Annotated in this window: 19 protein-coding genes; 18 read left to right on the top strand and 1 reads right to left on the bottom strand. The window is 50.3% G+C overall.

Going from position 1 to position 22,199, the window contains the following annotated elements:
* Positions 1 to 68 precede the first annotated feature (68 nt).
* The 14 genes from hpf (at position 69) to KNQ07_RS07230 (ending at position 18,676) form a co-directional block, all read left to right on the top strand.
* A complete protein-coding gene (gene hpf, locus KNQ07_RS07295; protein WP_012371293.1) occupies positions 69 to 632 on the top strand; it encodes a ribosome hibernation-promoting factor, HPF/YfiA family in 564 nt (187 codons plus the stop codon).
* Positions 633 to 849: 217 nt separating this feature from the next.
* Complete coding sequence (gene secA, locus KNQ07_RS07290; RefSeq protein WP_214765809.1) at positions 850 to 3,369, top strand: preprotein translocase subunit SecA; 2,520 nt, start codon at positions 850 to 852, stop codon at positions 3,367 to 3,369.
* Positions 3,370 to 3,436: 67 nt separating this feature from the next.
* Complete coding sequence (prfB, locus tag KNQ07_RS07285; protein ID WP_012371291.1) at positions 3,437 to 4,537, top strand: peptide chain release factor 2; 1,101 nt, start codon at positions 3,437 to 3,439, stop codon at positions 4,535 to 4,537.
* Positions 4,538 to 4,604: 67 nt separating this feature from the next.
* Positions 4,605 to 5,108 carry a GNAT family N-acetyltransferase gene (locus KNQ07_RS07280; RefSeq protein WP_214765807.1) on the top strand — a complete coding sequence of 168 codons (504 nt, stop codon included), beginning with the start codon at positions 4,605 to 4,607 and terminating at the stop codon, positions 5,106 to 5,108.
* Positions 5,109 to 5,209: 101 nt separating this feature from the next.
* Positions 5,210 to 6,079 carry a YitT family protein gene (locus KNQ07_RS07275; protein ID WP_012371289.1) on the top strand — a complete coding sequence of 290 codons (870 nt, stop codon included), beginning with the start codon at positions 5,210 to 5,212 and terminating at the stop codon, positions 6,077 to 6,079.
* 110 nt (positions 6,080 to 6,189) lie between these two features.
* A complete protein-coding gene (gene cccB / locus KNQ07_RS07270; RefSeq protein WP_214765803.1) occupies positions 6,190 to 6,552 on the top strand; it encodes a cytochrome c551 in 363 nt (120 codons plus the stop codon).
* Positions 6,553 to 6,748: 196 nt separating this feature from the next.
* A complete protein-coding gene (ftsE, locus tag KNQ07_RS07265) occupies positions 6,749 to 7,435 on the top strand; it encodes a cell division ATP-binding protein FtsE (protein ID WP_014971187.1) in 687 nt (228 codons plus the stop codon).
* Positions 7,425 to 8,324 (top strand): permease-like cell division protein FtsX, encoded by a 900-nt coding sequence (gene ftsX, locus KNQ07_RS07260; protein WP_214765800.1) that lies wholly within the window; start codon positions 7,425 to 7,427, stop codon positions 8,322 to 8,324. Before ftsE ends, ftsX begins: the two co-directional genes overlap by 11 nt.
* Before the next feature lie 41 nt (positions 8,325 to 8,365).
* Positions 8,366 to 9,772: a M23 family metallopeptidase gene (locus KNQ07_RS07255; RefSeq protein ID WP_214765797.1), complete on the top strand. Its 1,407-nt coding sequence runs from the start codon at positions 8,366 to 8,368 to the stop codon at positions 9,770 to 9,772.
* A 95-nt stretch (positions 9,773 to 9,867) separates the two neighbouring features.
* On the top strand, positions 9,868 to 11,289 hold the full coding sequence (locus KNQ07_RS07250; RefSeq protein ID WP_214765794.1) for a S41 family peptidase: 1,422 nt from the start codon (positions 9,868 to 9,870) through the stop codon (positions 11,287 to 11,289).
* Positions 11,290 to 11,308: 19 nt separating this feature from the next.
* On the top strand, positions 11,309 to 12,472 hold the full coding sequence (locus KNQ07_RS07245) for a PDZ domain-containing protein (protein WP_214765791.1): 1,164 nt from the start codon (positions 11,309 to 11,311) through the stop codon (positions 12,470 to 12,472).
* Positions 12,473 to 12,639: 167 nt separating this feature from the next.
* Positions 12,640 to 14,607: an excinuclease ABC subunit UvrB gene (gene uvrB / locus KNQ07_RS07240; protein ID WP_012371282.1), complete on the top strand. Its 1,968-nt coding sequence runs from the start codon at positions 12,640 to 12,642 to the stop codon at positions 14,605 to 14,607.
* 1 nt (position 14,608) lies between these two features.
* Entirely contained in the window at positions 14,609 to 17,464 is a 2,856-nt protein-coding gene (gene uvrA, locus KNQ07_RS07235; protein ID WP_214765788.1) for an excinuclease ABC subunit UvrA, read from the top strand.
* 108 nt (positions 17,465 to 17,572) lie between these two features.
* Positions 17,573 to 18,676, top strand: coding sequence for a DUF4097 family beta strand repeat-containing protein (locus KNQ07_RS07230; protein ID WP_012371280.1), 1,104 nt, complete (start codon positions 17,573 to 17,575; stop codon positions 18,674 to 18,676).
* Between the two features lie 105 nt (positions 18,677 to 18,781).
* Here KNQ07_RS07230 and KNQ07_RS07225 read toward each other — a convergent pair whose 3' ends face one another.
* Positions 18,782 to 19,174, bottom strand: coding sequence for a hypothetical protein (locus KNQ07_RS07225; RefSeq protein ID WP_214765785.1), 393 nt, complete (start codon positions 19,172 to 19,174; stop codon positions 18,782 to 18,784).
* Between the two features lie 120 nt (positions 19,175 to 19,294).
* On the opposite strand from KNQ07_RS07225, the gene hprK reads away from it, so the two are divergent.
* Genes hprK through KNQ07_RS07205 form a run of 4 tightly spaced genes read left to right on the top strand, consistent with a single transcriptional unit; the run spans position 19,295 to position 22,190 of the window.
* On the top strand, positions 19,295 to 20,230 hold the full coding sequence (gene hprK / locus KNQ07_RS07220) for an HPr(Ser) kinase/phosphatase (protein WP_012371278.1): 936 nt from the start codon (positions 19,295 to 19,297) through the stop codon (positions 20,228 to 20,230).
* Positions 20,230 to 21,063, top strand: coding sequence for a prolipoprotein diacylglyceryl transferase (gene lgt, locus KNQ07_RS07215; RefSeq protein WP_214765782.1), 834 nt, complete (start codon positions 20,230 to 20,232; stop codon positions 21,061 to 21,063). The genes hprK and lgt overlap by 1 nt, the downstream gene beginning before the upstream one ends.
* A gap of 4 nt (positions 21,064 to 21,067) precedes the next feature.
* Positions 21,068 to 21,724 (top strand): pyrophosphatase PpaX, encoded by a 657-nt coding sequence (gene ppaX, locus KNQ07_RS07210; RefSeq protein WP_214765779.1) that lies wholly within the window; start codon positions 21,068 to 21,070, stop codon positions 21,722 to 21,724.
* Positions 21,708 to 22,190 (top strand): acyltransferase, encoded by a 483-nt coding sequence (locus tag KNQ07_RS07205; RefSeq protein WP_012371275.1) that lies wholly within the window; start codon positions 21,708 to 21,710, stop codon positions 22,188 to 22,190. The genes ppaX and KNQ07_RS07205 overlap by 17 nt, the downstream gene beginning before the upstream one ends.
* The last annotated feature ends 9 nt before the right edge of the window (positions 22,191 to 22,199 follow it).

Here is a 22,199-nt window from a genome sequence, read left to right as displayed (position 1 = left end):
TTCAGAAGGAAACGACTGAAACGATGACGAATTCATAGGTTCAACCGGTTACTTAAGGAGGAGTTTACATGATCTACAACATTCGCGGTGAAAACTTGGACGTCACAGATGCTCTCAAGGACTACGTCGAGAAAAAGCTTGAAAAGTTAACTCGTTATTTTACAACTCCTACGGAAGCGCAAACGGCTTATGTCAATCTCAAAGTCAACAATGAGAAACAGAAAGTCGAAGTGACGATTCCAATGCCAAACCTCTTGCTACGGGCAGAGGATGTCAATGGCGACATGTACGCAGCAATCGACCTCGTCGTCGATAAGCTCGAACGTCAAATCCGGAAACATAAAACGAAAATCAACCGGAGAGGCCGTGCCAAAGACGGCGGTATTGGAGAGTACTTCAAAACGCTCGAAGGACCGGAGGCAGAAGCACCTGTCTATGAAGAGGATGAAGCGGAACTCGAACTCGTTCGGACAAAACGTTTCACACTCAAACCGATGGACACGGAAGAAGCGATTCTTCAAATGGATATGCTCGGTCACACGTTCTTCGTCTTCTCAGATGCTGAAACGGGTAACACGAACGTCGTCTACCGTCGGAAAGATGGCCGTTACGGCTTGATTGAACCAGAATAATGAATCTACAGAGGACTTACTCTCCGGAGTAAGTCCTCTTTTGGTATGATAAAAAACTATTTATGAATAGAACATGTCTCAGACTAAAGTTGGATTTCATAAGACGCAGTCGCTCCGCTTGTTGAAATTTGACGGCGTATTCGGTACACTGAATAAAGGAAAAATCTCGGAATTCTGTTCGTTTAAAGAATCGTTCGAAGTAAGGGGACTGTAAGGCATGGCTAATTTTCTAAAAGAGTTATTCGCACCGACGAAACGTGTTCTGAAAAAAGCAGAAAAAGCGGCGGATGCCGTGGAATCATTTGAGGCACAAGTCGCTGCCTTATCGGATCAGGAATTAGAAGGAAAAGCGGTCGAATTCCGGACTCGTCTTGAGAACGGGGAAGACCTCGATGATATTTTACCGGAAGCTTTTGCGGTCTGTCGCGAAGTTTCAACACGTGTCCTCGGGATGCGTCATTACCGTGTCCAATTGATCGGCGGATACGTCCTGCATAACGGCGATATCGCCGAAATGAAAACCGGGGAAGGGAAAACGCTTGTCGCGACACTTCCCGTCTATTTGAATGCCCTCGCCGGCAACGGCGTTCACGTCATCACCGTCAACGAATACTTGGCGAAACGTGACCGGGACATCATGGAACCTCTTTACGCAGCACTCGGCTTATCGGTTGGTCTGAACTTGTCGAGCATGTCACGCCAGGAAAAACAAGCGGCGTACAGCTGTGACATCACATACGGAACGAACAATGAGTTCGGTTTTGATTACTTGCGTGACAACATGGTCCTCTATAAAGAAGACCGTGTCCAGCGTCCGCTTTACTTTGCTGTCGTCGACGAAGTCGACTCGATTCTTGTTGATGAAGCACGGACACCGTTGATCATCTCCGGTTCTGCCGAAAAATCAACAGCGCTTTATTCGCAAGCCGATATGTTTGCGAAAATGATGAAAGCGGATGAAGACTATACGGTCGACATCAAGACGAAAAGTGTATTGCTGACGGAACAAGGAATCGACCGCGCTGAAAAATACTTCGGCATCGATAACCTGTTTGCGCTCGATCACATTGCCTTGAACCATCACTTGAGCCTGGCGCTCCGTGCCAACTCGGTCATGCACCGGGACGTCGATTACATGATTCGTGAAGACGAAGTCATGATCATTGACCAGTTCACGGGTCGTGTCATGGAAGGCCGCCGTTACTCGGAAGGGCTGCACCAGGCGATTGAAGCGAAGGAAGGCGTCGAGATTCAACGCGAATCGATGACACTTGCGACGATTACGTACCAAAACTTCTTCCGGATGTACACGAAGCTTGCCGGTATGACCGGGACAGCGAAAACCGAGGAAGAGGAATTCCGTAACATTTATAACATGCACGTCGTACCGGTTCCGACGAACAAACCGATCGTCCGGGATGATCGGGCTGACTTGATCTTCAAGACGATGAACGGGAAGTTTGCTGCAGTCGCAGACGAAATCGAACGTGCCCACCGCGAAGGACAACCGGTCCTCGTCGGTACGGTTGCCGTCGAGACGTCAGAGTTGCTCAGCAGCATCCTCAAGAAACGTGGTATCCGCCATGAAGTCTTGAACGCGAAAAACCATGCGCGGGAAGCGGAAATTATCGAGAATGCGGGACAACCGAACGCGGTCACGATCGCAACGAACATGGCCGGTCGTGGTACCGACATCAAGCTCGGACAAGGTGTCATCGAAAAAGGTGGTCTTTACATCCTCGGGACGGAACGTCACGAATCCCGCCGGATCGATAACCAGCTCCGTGGTCGTGCCGGACGTCAGGGAGATCCGGGGGCATCCCAGTTCTATCTGTCACTTGAAGATGAATTGATGCGTCGTTTCGGATCGGATTCGCTGCAATCGATGATGGATCGTCTCGGAATGGATGATTCGCAACCAATCGAAAGCCGGATGGTTTCACGTGCCGTTGAATCGGCTCAAAAGCGGGTCGAAGGAAATAACTTCGATGCGCGGAAACAGGTTCTCGGATACGATAACGTCATGGCCGATCAACGGAAAGTCATGTACGCGGACCGGGCTGCGATTCTTGATGCCCAGTCGGTTTCTGACATCGTCCGTCCGATGGTCGAACAGACGATTGAAGCGGGTGTCCATCAGTACACGCCAATCGAGTTCGTTCCGGAAGAGTGGAGCATCGCTGCATTAGCGGAGTGGGCCAACCAGACACTTGCGCTCGAAGAAAAAGTCTCCGAGCAGGATCTGTTCGGCAAGGAACGCGAAGAAATCATCGAACTGTTAAAAGAACGGACTTTTGCCCATTACGAGCACAAACGCTCGGAAGTGCCGGCTGAAGCGTTTGACGAGTTCGAGAAAGTCATCGTTCTCCGCGCCGTCGACCAGCACTGGATGAACCATATCGATCAGATGGATCAATTGCGTGAAGGGATTCACTTACGCGCTTACGGTCAAAACGATCCACTTCGTGAGTATCAATCGGAAGGTTCGATGATGTTTGATACGATGAACGCAGCGATTGCGGAAGAAGTGACGCAGTTCGTTCTCCGGGCGGATCTTGATCCGAATCTGAAACGCGAAAAAGTCGTTAAAGACGAAGTCGCCGTTTCCGGTAAAGAGGACAAGGTCGTCAAGAAAGCACCGGTCCGAAAAAATCCAAATGAACAAATCGGACGTAACGACCCATGTTGGTGCGGATCCGGTAAAAAATATAAGAACTGTCACGGCCGTCAGGCATAAGTGACGAAGCGGCTGAAAGAGGCGGGAGATTCCTGCCTCTTTTGACGGAAAGAGAAGGTGGAACACAATGGAATTAGCAGAAATACGCAATACCGCCGAGTGGATGGAAAAGAAACTCGATGAATACAAAGCATCACTCGATCTCGAGACGAAGATCTCACGCATCGAGGAGCTTGAAAACGAGATGACGTACCCGGACTTCTGGAACAATCAGGAGTCGGCTCAAAAAGTCATCGACGAATCAAACGGTCTGAAAGCGATGGTCGATAAATACCAGCACCTCGCGGACGGTCACGAAAACATCGTCTTAACGTACGAATTGATTAAAGAAGAGCCGGACGTTGAACTTCAGGAAGAACTGGAGTCGGAACTCGGCGACATCAAAAAGAAATTTGATGAGTTCGAACTTCAAATCTTATTGAACGGCGAATACGATGCCAACAACGCGATTCTCGAATTGCACCCGGGCGCCGGCGGAACCGAGTCACAGGACTGGGCGTCGATGTTGTTACGGATGTATCAACGTTTCTGCGACAAGCAGGGCTGGAAAGTTGAAACGATGGACTATCAGCCGGGTGACGAAGCCGGTGTGAAATCGGTCACGCTCCGGATCCAGGGGCACAACGCCTATGGGTATTTGAAAGCGGAAAAAGGGATTCACCGTCTCGTGCGGATTTCTCCGTTCGACTCGTCAGGCCGTCGCCATACGTCGTTCGTGTCGTGTGACGTCATGCCGGAATTCAACGATGATATCGATATCGAGATCCGGACAGAAGACTTGCGTGTCGATACGTACCGGGCGTCCGGTGCCGGTGGACAGCACATCAATACGACGGACTCTGCTGTTCGGATTACGCACGTTCCGACAGGTGTCGTCGTTTCATGTCAGCAGGAACGGTCGCAAATCAAGAACCGTGAAGCGGCAATGAAGATGTTGAAAGCAAAACTTTATCAACGTGAAATCGAAGAAAAACAAAAGAAACTCGACGAAATCCGTGGTGAAAAATCAGATATCGCCTGGGGCAGTCAGATTCGTTCATACGTCTTCCACCCATACAGCATGGTTAAGGATCACCGGACGAACTACGAAGTCGGGAATACGCAAGGGGCAATGGATGGTGATATCATGGGCTTCATCGATGCGTACCTGCGTTTAATGAATATGTAAGTGGATATCCCGCCGGCCTTTGTGTCGGCGGTTTTTTTCTACCAATTCGATTGAAGGAGCGAAACAGATGCAGATTCGTACAGAAATATTCAAAGACGCGGCCGGAATTCGGCTCGTCCATCAAGCCGCGTTTGGACAGCGGACGGAAGCCGATCTGGTCGAAGCGTTACGGGAAGATGAGGCGTCGCTCCCGCATTACAGCCGCGTCGCTGTAACGGACAAGGGCGAGATTGTTGGGCATGTCTTACTCAGCCGGATTTACATCGAAGACATTCCGTCGCTCGCACTCGCGCCGGTCGGTGTCAAACCACACTGGCAACGCAAAGGCATCGGCTCGGAACTGATCCGCCAAGTGATTGAAGATGCCCGGGAAGCCGGCGAGTCACATATCGTCGTCCTTGGGCATGACAGTTATTATCCGCAGTTCGGATTCGAGCGGGCTGTCGATTATGGCATCGAAGCCCCGTTTCCGGTCCCGACAGATGTCTTTTTGGTCATGCCGCTTGAACGGCAGGCGTTAAAAGGAGTCACCGGGATAGTCCGGTACTCGAAACCCTTTAGTGCGGTATAAGAGAACCACTGCGAGTTGCTCAGCCCTTCTAGTCGCTCCTCTGTTTTTCCGCTAAAATGAAAAACGGGTTGTAGAACTTATATAAGGGGAAATGTAACGTTATGACATCAACACGTCAGGAAGTCGTCCGCGACTATGTTTATTTATTACTCGGCTCCGTCTTTGTCGCCAGTGCCTTCAGTTTATTTTTGGCACCGAACCAGTTGGCCTCCGGAGGCGTCAGCGGTCTGTCGATCGTCTTGAACGATCTGTTCGGAATTTCACCGGGCCTGTTTCAGCTGATTGCCAATATCGTGCTGCTTGCCATCGGCTGGATGATTCTCGGGATGGGCTTCGGTGTCAAATCGCTTGTCGGCTCGATCTTTTTACCGGTCGTCATCTTAGTCTATGAACGGTTCGAGGTGCCGGCAGCGACGATGAATCCGATGCTGGCTGCGATTTTCGGCGGAGCCGGCGTCGGGATTGGTCTCGGTTTGATTTTTAAAGCCCGTGCCTCGACCGGCGGGATGGATCTGATTGCCCAGATTCTGCATCGCTTCACGAAAATCCCGCTCCATTTCTGTATCGCCTTGCTCGACGGGACGATCGTCATCAGTGCCGCCATCATCTTTTCGCTTGAGATTGGGTTGTATGCCCTCGTCGCCTTGTTCATTACGATCAAGATGATTGATGTCGTGCAACTTGGTATCACGAACGATAAGCTGGCCTACATCATCTCCGATCAACGGGAAGCGCTCGTCAAAGAGATTTTCCAGACGCTCGACCGGGGAGCGACAGAAATTGAAGCCGCCGGTGCGTTTACCCGGACGCGCAAACCGATGCTGATGGTCGTCGTCCGTCAGGGGGAAATCACGACGCTTAAAGAAATCGTCAAACATATCGATCCGAACGCTTTTCTGGTCGTCAGCGAGGCCCACGAAGTGCTCGGGCTCGGTTTCTCGGACGACAAACGTTACCGGAATGTGCCGTAAACGTTTGGAAAGAGTGAAATTTTTGTGAAATCACGCTTAGAAAGTACTGATAACGGTTATACTCTAGTAGATAACGATGTCGTTTTGTACTTAACTAAGGGGGAATAAGAATGAAATTGAAAAACCTTTTACTCGCAGCCGGACTCGGTGCGACACTTGTACTCGGTGCATGTGGCAATGATGATTCGAGTTCATCGGATACATCGAAGGACGAATCGACGATGAGCGATGATTCGTCAAAAACAGAAACAGCAGTTGACGCTGAAAAAATCTTCGCCAACAACTGTGCTTCGTGTCACGGGAATAATCTCGAGGGAAATGTCGGACCGAATTTGACGAAAGTCGGAGCGAATTATTCTTCGGAAGAAATTCAAAAAATCATCAAAAACGGTAAAGGGCAAATGCCAGCCGGTATCCTGAAAGACGACAAAGAAATCGTTGCCGTCGCGGATTGGTTAGCTGACAAAAAATAATTATGTGATAATATGGGGCTAGAGATGACGGACATGACAAGTGTTCGTCATCTCTGGTCCCTTTTTTCCTTTAAAACCGCCGGAAATGACATTTGATTGTAATGTGCACCGTTTTTTTTGCCTGTTATAATGGGATTCGGTAGGCGTTAAGACCTATCTGATCACCAACCAGTAATCAAGTAAGGATGTGAAGTAAGTGATCAAGATGCAACAAGTCAGCAAAATCTATCCGAATGGTGTCACGGCACTTCGTGAAGTCAATTTGACGATCAACCAAGGCGAATTCGTCTATATCGTTGGTCCATCCGGAGCCGGGAAATCGACATTCATGAAAATGATGTATCGCGAAGAACGTCCGACAAGCGGTTCGTTTTTATTTAAAGGAATTGAAGTAGGTAAGTTGAAAAACCGCCAAATCCCCGAACTTCGTCGCCAAATCGGCGTCATCTTCCAAGACTTTAAACTACTCCCGTCCTTGACGGTTTATGAAAACGTCGCGTTCGCCCTTGAAGTTGTCGGGGAAGACCGCTCGCAAATCCGTAAGAAAGTGCTTGAAGTACTCGATCTCGTGAAGTTGAAGCACAAGGAACGGAACTATCCTGATGAATTATCCGGTGGAGAACAGCAACGGATCTCGATTGCGAGAGCCATTGTCAATCGTCCGTCACTTGTCATCGCCGATGAGCCGACAGGAAACCTTGACCCGGATACAGCATGGGAGATCATGGAAGTATTTGAAGAGATTTATCGCCGTGGGACAACGGTCGTAATGGCGACCCACAACCGAGATATCGTCAATAAGATGCGTCATCGCGTCCTCGCAATTGACGGTGGAAAAATCGTCCGAGACGAAGAGAAAGGAATGTACGGCTATGAAGTTTAATGGATTCCGTCATTTACGGGAAGGGGCAAAAGGTCTCGTCCGAAACGGCTGGATGACATTCGCTTCCGTCAGTGCCGTTACCGTGACCTTATTACTCGTCGGGATTTTTGCGATGGTCATGTTCAACGTCAACAAGATTTCCGATAACGTCGAAAAAGACGTCGAAATTCAAGTGTTCGTCGAACGAGAGTCCGATCAGGCAAAAATCGATGCAGTTGGAAAAAAACTAGAACAGATGCCGGGTGTTGAATCTGTTCGTTACAGCTCAAAAGAAGAAGAACTGGACCGCTTCAAGGAACAGCTTGGCGCAGGATCACAGGCCTACCAGTCGGTTGAGAAGGATAATCCGCTCCACGACCGGTATATCGTCAAGGCAACTTCACCAAATGAGACAGAAACTATTGCAAATACCGTCAAAAAAATGGAAAATATAGATAGTGTCGAATATGGCGAAGATTATGTTGAGAAGATGTTCAACTTCCTTGAAGGGGTTCGGATCGGCGGAATCATCCTGATTGTCGGTTTGACATTCATGGCGATGTTCCTCATTTCGAATACGATCAAGGTCACGATTTTCTCACGTCGCCGTGAGATTGAAATCATGCGACTCGTTGGTGCAAAAAACGGCTTCATCCGTGCACCGTTCTTCATCGAAGGACTGCTGATGGGGGTACTCGGGGCACTGATTCCGATTGCTGTCGTCTACTTCGGATACGAAGTGACGTACAATGCATTGCAACCACAACTCGTATCATTGAATGCCTCAATTTTCACCTTGATTCCACCGGGTGAACTGTCGATTCAAGTGTCTGTCATTCTGCTCGCACTCGGTGCCTTCATCGGTGTCTGGGGATCAACGACGTCACTTGGCCGTTTCTTGAAGATTTAAATTCTGAAAATCAAATAAAAGATAGAGGAGAGATGCTTCTCATGAAGGTCCGATTCTGTTCTACCGTCCTAAGCTTGGCATTAATTGGTTCAAGTGTATCCGTTCAGGCAACGTCCAAGGAAGATTTGTTGAAGGAACAACAGGAGGTCGAGTCCCGTCTGCAAGAGACGGAACAATCGCAGAATCAGACATCGGAGAAGTTAGTCTTGACGAAACAGGAGCGCAAGGAAGCAAAAGCGCGCCTGGATGAAGTCAACAGCCGTCTGGAAGATTTAGCGAGTAAAATTGCGGATCAACAGGCGGCTGTTTCTGTTGCCAAAGAAGAACTGGCGATCGTCACCCGGGCCGTCAGTCAAACGGAATCGAAACTCCGGACACAGGAAAAATTGATCGGGGACCGGTTGCGGTCCGTCCAACGGGATGGGGATGTCAAATACATCGAAGTATTGCTCGATGCCAAGGATTTCGGAGATTTGATTTCGCGTTTCAGTACTGTCAGCGAAATCATCAAGCAGGACGACGGTGTCCTGCAGACGTACCAGGCGAACGTCAAACAGTTAACCGAACAACGGTCCGAGCAGGAACTCGTACTCGGACAATTAAAAAAAGAGCAGCGGAAGCTGTTGATTTTGCAGACCCGGATCATCGCGGAATCAGAAGTCAAACGGACGTTGGTCGTCCGGTTGAACAGTCAGGTCGAACAGTTGCAACAGGAACAGTTTACGAAAGCAGAAGAAGCCTCGATTCTTGAAGATCAAAAACGTCTGATCAGCCGTCAATTGGAAGAGTTGCGGGCAGCCGAACTCCAGGCCCAGCAGGAAGCGAAAGAACGGGCGGAAGCGGCACAGAGAGCTGCAGAAGCTGCTGCCCGGGAAGCAGAGGCAGCCGCACAGCGTCAGGCGGAGCAGGAAGCAAAAGAAAAAGCAGACAAAGAACAGCAAGAACAAAAGCAGCCAACGATCCGTCCACCGACAGCTTCGGAACCGGTGACGGAAGCCCCGTCCCAACCGGCGACATCTAGTCCCAGCACGTCGGTCAAACCGTTCCTGTTGCCTGTGACCGGCTACGTCTCGTCACCCTTCGGTCCCCGCAACAACCCGTTGACCGGGAAGTCGGAACGGCATACCGGACTGGATCTCGTTAATGCCAAAGGAACCCCGATTAAAGCAGCGGCCGGCGGGATTGTCCTCCGGGCCGGCAGTGCGACCGGCTATGGAAATGTCGTCATGATTACACACCTGATTGACGGGAGAGTCTGGACGACGGTTTACGGTCATCTCGATTCGGTTTCGGTCAAGGCGGGACAAACGGTCATGCCGGGGGATATCGTCGGCAAACTCGGTTCAACCGGCTGGTCGACAGGGCCGCATCTCCACTTTGAGATCCATCGCGGTGAGTGGGCCGTCGGACAACCAAATGCGGTCGATCCGGCACCGTACATCTTATAACTTCAACGAGCGACTGACGAAAAGATAGGGTAACCTATCTTTTTTTGCTATACTGAAAAAAATAGCAGGTTTACACCAGAAACGAGGAATTACGCGTGAAAAAATCGACAACGGCCGTCATAGCGGTCAGTACGTTTGGTTTGGGTCTTGGAGCAGGGGCTGTCGGGATGTTAGCGGCAGGTGGAACGGATTCAGTGGCGACGAGTTCTTCGTCTAACGCAACGGGAGATTGGAAAAAAATTGATCAGGTCAGACAGATGATTTCCCAAAATTATCTCGAGGACGTGACGGATCAGGAGTTGCTCGAAGGGGCACTGACGGGAATGACGGAAGTCCTCGACGATCCGTATTCCGTCTACATGGACGAATCGGAAACGGCATCGTTCAACACGAATTTGTCGTCTTCATTCGAAGGAATCGGTGCGACCCTCGAACAAAAAGGCGAATCGATTGTCATCGTCTCACCAATCAAGGGATCGCCCGCTGAAAAAGCCGGCATCAAACCGGGGGATATTATTTTAGAAATTGACGGTAAATCAACAAAAGGACAGAAAACGGATCAAGCGGTCAAGAAAATCCGCGGCGAAAAAGGGACGAAAGTCGTCTTGACGATTCAACGCGGCGGACAGGATCCGATGAAGATTTCAATCGTCCGCGATACGATTCCGATTGAAACCGTCTATTCGAAGACGGAAAAAGTCAACGGCAAGACGATTGGTGTCCTTCAGGTGACGCAATTCTCGGACCCGACGGCAAAAGAGTTCGAGAAACAACTCGCAGCCCTCGAGGAGAAAAACATTGATGGTCTTGTCATCGATGTCCGTGGAAATCCGGGCGGCTTGCTGACGGCCGTTTCACAAATGATTGCGCCGTTCATCCCGAAAGACACACCGATTTTCCAGGTGGAAGACAACAAAGGGGAGCGGACGCAGGAATTCGGGAAAGCGGAAGAGAAGAAACCTTATAAGCTCGTTGTCCTCGAAGACAGCGGATCGGCCTCGGCTTCGGAAATTCTGGCCGCCGGATTAAAAGAAGGTGCCGGTGCCGAAGTGGTCGGAACGAAATCGTTCGGAAAAGGAATTGTCCAAAGCGCCTATGATTTAAAAGACGGCAGTGATTTGAAGCTGACGACAAATAAATGGCTGACGCCGGACGGCAACTGGATTCATAAAAAAGGTGTCAAGCCGACGGTCGAAGTCAAACAGCCGGATTACTTTAACGTCACGAAGATTCTGACGGACAACAAGACGCTTGCGAGCGGCGATTACGGCAAACCTGTCGAAAACGCGCACCTGGTTCTTGAAGCGATCGGTTTTGATCCGAAAGGACAGGACGGTTACTTCGGCGATACGATGAAGCAGGCGGTCGAGCGTCTCCAGAAAGACGCGAAGCTCGAGGTGACCGGAAAAATCGATCAGGTGACGGCGTCCGAGATGGAAACACGTCTCCTGAAGAAACTGGAAGACGAAAAAAATGATGTCCAGCGCATCAAGGCGTTGGAAGTCGCTGCACAATAACTTACAGAAAGAGGTCTGAATGGGCGTGGAATTACTCGATGGAATCGGTTGGACAGTGATTAGTCTCTTCGCTAGTCCAATCTTGTGGTTAGCAGTTCTAGTCAGTTTTTTACTCAGTATGCGACGTGTCAAACGCGAACGGAATCTGTTCCGGTCACGCACGCGTAGCAAACGGACCGATCTCTTCGAAACGCTTGTTCCGGGCTTCGTGGTTGGTCTTGTCTTATCCGTCATCAGTGTGAGTCTGACATTGACGGTCTCGTCAGAGTTTCTGATTGCCTTCATGGTGTTGACGTTCCTGATTTTGTTGACAGGTATCATCCGCTTCAATTTACCGCTCGGACCGCTTGTCATCCTGGTAGGTCTCACCTGGTTCATGACGAGTGACCGGATTGAAGGTCTCCGCGATGTCAGCGTCAGCGATTGGATGCTGCTTGCGACCCTGTCGTTAAGTGCCGAATTGCTGTTGCTGATCTGGCGGGGGAAAAAGAATTTATCGCCGTCGCTCGTCTTATCGAAACGGGGACGTTACATCGGCGGGCTGTCGTCCAACAAACTGTGGCTGATTCCACTCATCGTCTTCGTGCCGGGAAGCAGTCTCGAAGTCTTGATTCCGCAATGGTCGTTTCCGGAATTCGTTCCGATTGTCTTGTTCCTGCCGATCGGCTTCAGTTTCCTCTTTACCGGCCAGTTGCCGGACCAGCTGATCCGTCCCCTGATCCAAGGGCGGCTGATCACGTTCCTGTTGTCTGTCGTGCTCGCGGCAGGCGCCTTCCTGACCGGACAGGACATCTGGTTGTACGGGTTGCCGGTCCTGCTCATGATTCACCTGATTCTGCATCAGCGGACGAAACGACTTAATCGGTCCCAGACCCCGTTGTTCCTGAACGGTAAACGTGGCGTCGTCATTCTCGGAACGTTACCGGAGAAACCGGCTTCCGAGATGGGGCTTGTTCCGGGTGAAGCAATCTATAAAGTCAACGGAGAGTTCGTCGAGTCGGAGAAATCGTTTTATGAAGCGATTCAAAAACATAAACCGTACCTGCGTCTCGAAGTCATGAATCATAACGGAGACGTCCGGTTCGCACAGCGGGCCTTTTATGAACAGGATCATCACGATCTCGGGATTTTGTTCGTCAGTGAGCCCGGTAACAAACGGACGAAAATCCGGACGCTTCAGTGAGTCAAAATCAAAATCCAGCTCAAAAAACAGTTCAGCCTACGGGCTGGACTTTTTCTTTTGGCGAAAAACGGGTAACTTCTAAGAGGAGCACTTCAAAGTCGAATATTTGTTCGTAAAGTGGTACAATAAAAATAGATTTTGTGAACTGGATGAGGGGGAAGAATACGATGGATTTTGAGTTAGTATCACCATTTGAACCGGGTGGCGATCAGCCGGAAGCGATTAAAAAATTGATTGCAGGCGTCAAGAACGGTGAACGCCATCAGACGTTGCTCGGCGCGACAGGGACAGGGAAAACCTTTACCGTCTCGAACGTCATCAAAGAGATTAAGAAGCCGACGCTGGTCTTGGCACACAATAAGACGCTTGCCGGTCAGCTGTATTCGGAGTTCAAAGAGTTCTTCCCAAATAACGCGGTCGAATATTTCGTCAGCTTTTATGATTATTACCAACCGGAAGCCTATGTACCGTCGACAGATACGTTCATCGAAAAAGACTCATCAATCAACGATGAGATTGACAAGCTGCGTCACTCGGCGACAGCTTCCCTGTTCGAACGGGAAGACGTCCTGATTGTCGCGTCGGTGTCGTGTATCTATGGTCTCGGTAATCCGGAAGAGTACAACAACCACGTGCTGTCGTTGCGTGTCGGAAACGAGATGGGACGAAACGAGATGTTGCGTCGTCTGATCGACATTCAATATGAACGAAATGATATCGATTTCCAGCGCGGGCGGTTCCGTGTTCGGGGGGATGTCGTTGAAATCTTCCCGGCGTCCCGCGATGAACAGTGTGTCCGGATCGAATTTTTCGGAGATGAGATTGAACGAATTCGTGATATGGACCCATTGACAGGGGAAATCATTGCCGACCGGGAACACATATCGATTTTCCCGGCATCCCACTTCGTGACGGGGGATACCCGTCTGCAAAAAGCGATTACGAACATTGAGGCTGAGCTCGAAACGCAACTCGCGAAGATGCGGGAAGACGGTATGCTGCTCGAAGCCCAGCGGCTCGAACAGCGGACGAATTATGACCTTGAGATGATGCGCGAGATGGGTTACTGCTCGGGGATCGAAAACTATTCCCGTCACTTGAACTTAATGCCCCCGGGCTCGACACCGTACACGTTGATCGATTACTTCCCGAAAGACTTTTTACTGGTCGCCGATGAGTCGCACGTGACGTTGCCGCAAATCCGCGGGATGTACAACGGGGACCAGGCCCGGAAACAAGTCCTCGTCGACCACGGCTTCCGTCTGCCGTCAGCGAAGGACAACCGGCCGCTCCGGTTCGAGGAATTTGAGGAAAAGGTCAGCCAAGCGATTTATATCTCGGCGACACCCGGTCCTTACGAAATCGAACATACAAAAGAGATGGTCGAACAAATCATCCGTCCGACCGGACTCGTTGATCCGACGATCGAGATTCATCCGATTACCGGTCAAATCGACTACTTGATGGATAACATCCGCGAACGTGTCGCGAAAAATGAACGAGTGCTCGTGACGACATTGACGAAAAAAATGTCGGAGGATTTGACGGATTATCTGAAGGAGCATGGCGTTAAGGTCAACTACATGCACTCGGAAATCAAGACGCTTGAGCGGATTGAAATCATCCGCGATTTACGGCTCGGGAAATACGATGTCCTCGTCGGGATCAACCTGTTGCGGGAAGGACTGGATATTCCGGAAGTCTCACTCGTGACGATACTTGATGCCGACAAGGAAGGATTCCTGCGTTCGGAACGGTCACTGATTCAGACGATCGGTCGGGCAGCCCGAAACTCGGAAGGGCACGTCATTCTGTTTGCCGATAAGATGACCGACTCGATGCAGCGAGCGATTGATGAAACGGAACGGCGGCGCAACATTCAGCTCGCCTTTAATAAAGAACACGGTATCACGCCGAAAACGATTCAAAAGGATGTCCGTGGTGTCATCAGTACGACGATCGAGAGCGACGATACAGTCGAAAAACTCGAAAAGTTCAACAAACTGAAAAAACCGGAACGCGAAACGTTGCTCGAACAACTCGATCAAGAGATGCGTCAAGCGGCGAAAGACATGCAGTTTGAACGGGCAGCTGAATTGCGTGACCTTATCTTAGAATTGAAAGCAGGTGCCTAAGTTGGCAGAAAAAAAGAACAAGATCATCATCAAGGGCGCTCGCGTCAATAACTTACAAAACATCGATGTCGAAATCCCGCGCGATCAGCTTGTCGTCCTGACAGGCTTATCCGGGTCCGGGAAATCGTCTCTCGCATTTGATACGATTTATGCGGAAGGACAACGGCGGTATGTCGAAAGTCTGTCCGCCTATGCCCGCCAGTTTTTAGGACAGATGGACAAACCGGACGTCGATGCGATCGAAGGACTCAGTCCGGCCATTTCGATTGACCAAAAGACGACCAGTAAAAACCCGCGTTCGACGGTCGGGACGGTTACGGAAATCTATGACTATCTCCGTCTGCTCTATGCCCGGATCGGAAAACCGATTTGTCCGAATCACGGGATTGAAATCTCAAGCCAGACGATCAGTCAGATGGTCGACCAGGTGATGGAACTGCCGGAGCGCAGCCGTCTGCAGATTCTCGCACCGATCATTTCCGGCCGCAAAGGCGCCCATGTCAAAGTCTTCGAAGACCTGAAAAAAGAAGGGTTCGTCCGTGTTCGCGTTGATGGCGAAACGATCGATTTGACAGATGACATCGAACTCGAGAAAAATAAAAAACACTCGATCGAAGTTGTCGTCGACCGGGTCGTTGTCCGTCCGGATGTGGAAGCCCGCCTCGCGGATTCGCTCGAGACGGCGCTTCGTCTTGCGGACGGTCGTGTCATCGTCGATACGATGGATGGAAACGAACTGTTGTTCAGCGAACATCATGCCTGCCCGATCTGCGGTTTTTCAATCGGAGAACTCGAACCACGGATGTTTTCGTTTAACTCGCCGTTCGGAGCTTGTACATCGTGTGACGGACTCGGGACGAAACTCGAAGTCGACGTTGATCTCGTTGTACCGCATCCGGATAAATCGTTGAACGAAGGGGCGATCATCGCCTGGGAACCAACCAGTTCACAATATTATCCGCAGTTGCTTGCGGCTGTCTGCAGCCACTTCAACATCGACATGGATACACCGTTCGAACAGCTGTCGGACGAACACCGCGATATTCTGTTGAACGGTAGCACGAAGGAAGAAATCCAGTTCCGTTATGAAAATGACTTTGGGATGGTCCGCAATACGTCATTGTTCTTTGAAGGTGTTCTGAACAATTTACAACGACGCTTCAAAGAGACATCGTCCGACTACATCCGGGAACAGATGGAAGGGTACATGGCGAAAAAAGCGTGTCCGACGTGTAAAGGACACCGCTTGAAACGCGAATCATTGGCAGTCAAAGTGTCAGGAATCCACATCGGTGATGTGACGAAGATGTCCGTCAAACAAGCTGTCGTCTGGTTTGAAGAGTTACCAAGCAAACTATCGGAGAAGGATCAGACGATTTCGCGGATGATTGTCCGCGAAATTCATGAACGGTCGTCGTTCCTCGAGAACGTCGGACTCGATTATCTGACGATCTCGCGGGCTGCCGGTACATTGTCCGGCGGAGAAGCACAACGGATTCGTCTCGCGACGCAAATCGGGTCACGGCTGACTGGTGTTTTGTACGTCCTTGATGAACCGTCAATCGGACTCCACCAGCGTGATAACGACCGGCTGATCAATACCCTCAAGACGATGCGCGATCTCGGAAACACGTTGATTGTCGTCGAACATGATGAGGATACGATGATGGCAGCGGACTACCTGATTGATATCGGACCGGGAGCCGGTGACCACGGCGGATTCGTCACGGCAGCGGGACGTCCGGAAGAACTGATGCAGGATCCGAATTCTTTGACGGGACAATACTTGTCCGGCAAGAAATTCATTCCCGTCCCGTCTGAACGGAAACAACCGGACGGTCGGGCGTTACGGATTCACAAAGCGTCGGAAAACAATTTGAAAAACGTCGATGTCGACATTCCGCTTGGTTTGTTCGTCGCCGTGACCGGTGTATCCGGTTCCGGGAAATCGACATTGATCAATGAGATTCTCTACAAGACGATTGCCCATGAGATGAATCGGGCGAAGGAAAAACCGGGGGCCCATAAAGGGATTTCAGGACTCGACCAAATCGATAAAGTCATCGATATCGATCAGTCGCCGATCGGTCGGACACCACGTTCGAACCCGGCGACGTATACCGGCGTCTTTGACGATATCCGCGACGTCTTTGCCTCGACGAACGAAGCAAAACTCCGCGGGTATAAAAAAGGCCGCTTCAGCTTCAACATCAAAGGCGGACGTTGCGAGGCCTGCCGCGGCGACGGCATCATCAAGATTGAGATGCACTTCCTGCCGGATGTGTATGTGCCGTGTGAAATCTGTCACGGCAAACGCTACAACCGCGAAACGCTGGAAGTAAAATATAAAGGCAAGACGATTGCCGATGTGCTCGAGATGACGGTTGAAGATGCGTTGGAATTCTTTGAAAAGATTCCGAAAATCAGTCGGAAACTGCAGACGATTGCCGACGTTGGTCTGACCTATATGCGTCTCGGACAACCAGCGACGGAACTGTCCGGCGGAGAAGCACAACGGGTCAAGTTGGCATCCGAGCTGCATAAACGTTCGACCGGGAAAACGATTTATATTCTCGATGAGCCGACGACCGGGTTACACGTCCACGATATCGCCCGATTGCTGAAAGTCTTGCAACGACTCGTCGACAACGGGGACACGGTGCTCGTCATCGAACACAATCTTGATGTCATCAAAACAGCTGACTATTTGATTGATCTCGGACCGGAGGGCGGCGACGGCGGCGGGAAGATTGTCGCGACCGGAACACCGGAAGAAATCGCAGCCGTCAAGGAATCCTATACCGGTCATTACCTGGCTCCTGTTCTCGAACGAGACACGGCCCGAATCAAATCATGAAACTTTTTTGATTCAGGAATCGTAAAAAGGGAAGTAAGGAAAGTAGAACGAAGTAAATAAGCAAGTCCCATCGATTAACGTGTACCAGATCAGAGGAGGGAACTATTGATGAAGCAGGATATGCGCCAACTGATACTTGAACAAGTGAAAGAAGGAAAGCTGACGATTGACGAAGCGCTTGATAAACTCGAACGCCTTGAAGCGATCGATCAGAAACCGTCGTCGTCAAGTGAGCATAAATACGTGGACGAACCGGAACAATACGACCGGGTCGACCATTATACGGTCGACTCCTTGACATCAAAAGTCATGTCAGCTTTTGACGGCCTCGTCAACCGGATCAAAGAAAGTGACTTGTCACTCAATCAAACGTCCGGACCGAACGTCACGTACGTCAAACAATTCCCGTTCAGCGGTGAGACGATTCATTTGGATTTATTTAATGCCAATGCCATCGTCGAACCGGGTGACTTGGAAGAGTGTGAGTTGACCGTTACCGGTCGCCCGCTCCGTCAAGTGAACGAAGAACAAGCGCTGGAGCAACTGCAGGCAGCACTTCAGCACTCTGTTTCTGCGAACACGTTATCGATTCGTTTAAAAGATAAACGCGTTCGCGCGACGGTTCACTTGAAGATTCCGCGCCGTCACTATGAATCACTCGTCTTGCAGACGTTAAACGGTGAAGTCACGTTATCGTCGCTTGATGCGACGTCAGTGCAACTGATGACAGCGAACGGACGAATTCATGTCCGTGACCTGTTCAGTGAAGAAGTGAAGACGTCAACCGCCAACGGTTCGATCGAAATCGAAGAATCGGAAATCAAGTCGTTAAGAGCGAAAACGGCCAACGGTCAAGTCATTGCGACCGGCGTGTTTGAGCGGTCTGATCTGAAGACGGCGAACGGTAACGTCCGGTGTGAACTGAAGACAGTCCAGGATGCGAAGATCCAAGCGTCGTCGCTTGCCGGAAGCATCGCCTTGATGTTGCCGCACGGTGCAGAAGTCTACGGTGAACTGGAAACGAACTTCGGCGGTCTGAACTGTAACCTCGACGAAATGGAATTGATTCGCGATCAAAAAGAAGTCGTCAACCGGAAACTCCACTTCCTGTCAGGTCGTGGTCGGACTCCGAAGATTGAAGTCGCCGCTGATACGAAGACGGGCACGATTTCCGTCACGCACGGTGTTCACTTAAGTCCGCAAGCTTTATAATCCGAGTCCTGTCCCTTGATTCATAAGGGGCAGGATTTTTTTGCCGAAAAAAAGACGACCCGCTATCAGAAGATAGGGAGTCGCCGGATGAAATGCCGGTAAGAATTAATAATTGTAGTCTTGATCCATCATCGGATCGTCAAAATTCATGTTTTCGAAGTTATTCATGTCATATCCAAACGATAAAAGTGTGATGACACCGACAATGGCAAGAACGATCGAGAGAATGATCAAGCCGATTCCCATCCAGCTCTTGCGGCGTGAGCGGTTCCAATAGAAAATGATAGCTAAAATGTACGAGATAAACGAACCGCTGATGAAGATTCCGATAATCGAGATAATGAAGAATAATAATGCCGTTTGGTCCTGATTGCGCGAATAGGCTTTCCACATATCGATCAAGGCGATGATCAGGTAAACAAAGCCGACGATGGCGAGAATTGCGAATAAAATCATGATGATAATAATGCCGATTCCGCTGCCTGTTGATTCCATCATAATAAAACCTCCTTTTTTTCCTATCTGTACTCCATTCCCAAGATTGTCCACTTCTAATCGAAATCCTTGATTTTGAGAAAAATATGGTACAATACTTCAAGTGAAAGGGGCTGATTGAGCGTGCAACCAAAAGTGCGAACAGCTGAAATCGTAAAGCAATTCAATTTAAAAATCGTCACCGGAGAAGAAGGACTGCATCGTCCGATTCTGACGGCTGATCTTTGTCGACCGGGTCTTGTCCTCGCCGGCTATTATGCCTATTACCCGGCAGAACGTCTGCAGATTCTCGGGAAAACGGAATTGACGTTTTTCAACAACCTGACATATGAGGAACAGCTCGAGCGGGCAAACGTTCTCTGTACGGATGAGACACCGGGAATTTTGATTACACGTGGTTTTGATGTACCGGAAGCAATCGTCAAGGCGGCGGACGAAACGAACGTCCCTCTTTTGACGACGAAGGGACATACGACATCGGTCGAATCACAAATTACGAACTTCCTCGAAGCGGAGCTCGCACCGACAACGGCAATGCACGGCGTGCTCGTCGATATCTACGGCGTCGGTGTTTTCATCAAAGGGGCAAGCGGCGTCGGGAAATCCGAGACAGCTCTTGAACTCGTCAAACGGGGACACCGTTTAGTCGCCGATGATTCGGTCGAGATTCGTCAGACCGGCGACGGCATCCTTGTCGGGACCGCTCCGAAATTGATTCAGCATCTGCTTGAGATTCGCGGAATCGGTATCATCGATGTGATGACGTTATTCGGTGCCGGTGCCGTTCGTTCGCACAAGAAAATCAGCCTCGTCTGTAATTTGGAAATCTGGGATCAGGCGAAAGTCTACGACCGCGTAGGACTGGACCAGGAAACCTTACAAATCATCGATACGGAAATCCCGTTCTTGACGATTCCGGTTCGTCCCGGACGAAACCTGGCTGTCATCATCGAGGTGGCTGCCATGAACTATCGTCTGAAAAACATGGGCATCAATACAGCAGAAGAATTTGCAGGGCGTCTCGCGCAAGCGATTGAAGATGGGAACGGTGGTCTTTGATGGGAACATTAGCGAGTGTCCAACCGACGTTTGACCGGGTAGCCATCGAACTGGGCCCGATTCCGATTTATTGGTACGGGATCGTCATCGCGCTTGGCGCGGTCGTTGGTCTGATGATTGCAATCTTTGAATCCAAACGGATCGGCTTTAACGAAGAATATGCCGTCGATGTCGTCATCTGGTCGATTCCGATCAGTATCATCTGTGCCCGGATTTACTACGTGGCGTTCGAATGGGATTATTATGGTCAGAATCTTGATCAAATCATCAACATCCGCCAGGGCGGCATTGCAATTCATGGTGCCATCATCGGTGCGATTTTGACCGTCCTGATTTATACGCGCAAGAAAAACATCTCGTTTTGGCAAATTGCCGATATTCTGGCACCGTCACTCTTGTTCGGACAAGCGGTCGGACGCTGGGGCAACTTCTTTAACCAGGAAGCGCACGGCGGCGAAACGACCTGGACTTTCCTACAGGATACGTTGCACTTACCGGACTGGATCGTCAACCAGATGTACATCGACGGGGTTTATTACATTCCGACGTTCTTATATGAAAGTATTTGGAACATCATTGGTGTCATTCTGTTGATTGTCTGGCGGATGAAGTTTAATCCGCGACGCGGTTACGTCTTCCTCGGTTACCTGATCTGGTACTCGATCGGACGTTTTTACATCGAAGGCTTACGGACGGACAGTTTAATGATGGGCGGCGGTCTTCGGACGGCGCAAATCGTCTCGATCTGTCTGATCATCTTCGGCGTCATCATGCTGTTTATCCGAAAAAATGCTGTCCGTTATTTGGACGGAACAAAACGGGAGGCGAAATGAACCGATGATTCAAACGATTCTCTTTGATCTCGACGGGACGTTGATTGATACGAATCCCCTCATTTTAAAAAGTTTTGCTCATACGCTCGATTATTATTATCCGGACCGGACCTTTACGGAAGCAGAACTGCTTCCGTTCATCGGACCGACGCTTGAAAAGTCATTCTCGGAATTAAATGCGGACCAATGGAAAGAGATGGTCGCGTTTTACCGGAGTTACAACATCGCGATGCATGATGCACTTGTTCTTGAGTATCCGGGTGTGCTCGACGGATTACGCCGCTTAAAGGAACAAGGCTACAAGATGGCAATCGTCACTTCAAAAAGCCGGCGCGTGGCGTTAAAAGGAATCGAACTGTTTGGACTTTCGCATCTGTTTGACGCGGTCATTGCGGCAGACGACGTGACGGAAGAAAAACCGGCCGTCGAACCGTTTGAGAAGGCGATGGCCTTGCTCGGTTCAACACGGGAAGAAACGATCATGGTCGGTGACAACGATACGGACATCCACGGCGGGAAAAATGCCGGTCTGAAAACCGTTGCCGTCGGCTGGGCAATCAAAGGACTTCCGTATCTCGAAGCGCTCGAACCGGATTTGATCATTGATTCGATGGAACAGTTGGGTGACTGGATCGAGGCCGAAAATGCCACGGCGGACTGACCGGTATCACGTCGGAGCGACAAATCCGCTCTGGCACATGTATCGGACGGTATCGTTCTTTAAAGTCATGTGGTGTTTCATCATCATTACGATTGGCCGGTTCTCGCCGTCGCTCCGCTTCAAGAACAGTCTCTACCGGACGTGTTTGCGGATGAAGATCGGCGACCGGACGGCACTGGCGTTGATGGTCATGCCGGATACGATGTTCCCGGAACGGATTACGATCGGCTCCAATACGGTCATCGGCTTCAATACGACGATTCTCTGCCACGAATATTTGACGACGGAATACCGGATCGGCAACGTGACGATCGGAAATGACGTGTTGATTGGCGCAAACGTGACGATTTTACCCGGCGTGACGATTGGGGACGGTGCGATGGTCGGAGCCGGTTCCGTCGTCCATCGGGATATTCTGCCCGGGGAACGCGTGTCGAGTCAGCCGCTCCGCCGGCACGAAATGTGACGAAAATGT

Source organism: Exiguobacterium sp. s145 (assembly GCF_018618835.1).
GTDB classification, from domain to species: domain Bacteria; phylum Bacillota; class Bacilli; order Exiguobacteriales; family Exiguobacteriaceae; genus Exiguobacterium_A; species Exiguobacterium_A artemiae.
This window is presented reverse-complemented; position numbering and strand designations above follow the sequence as displayed.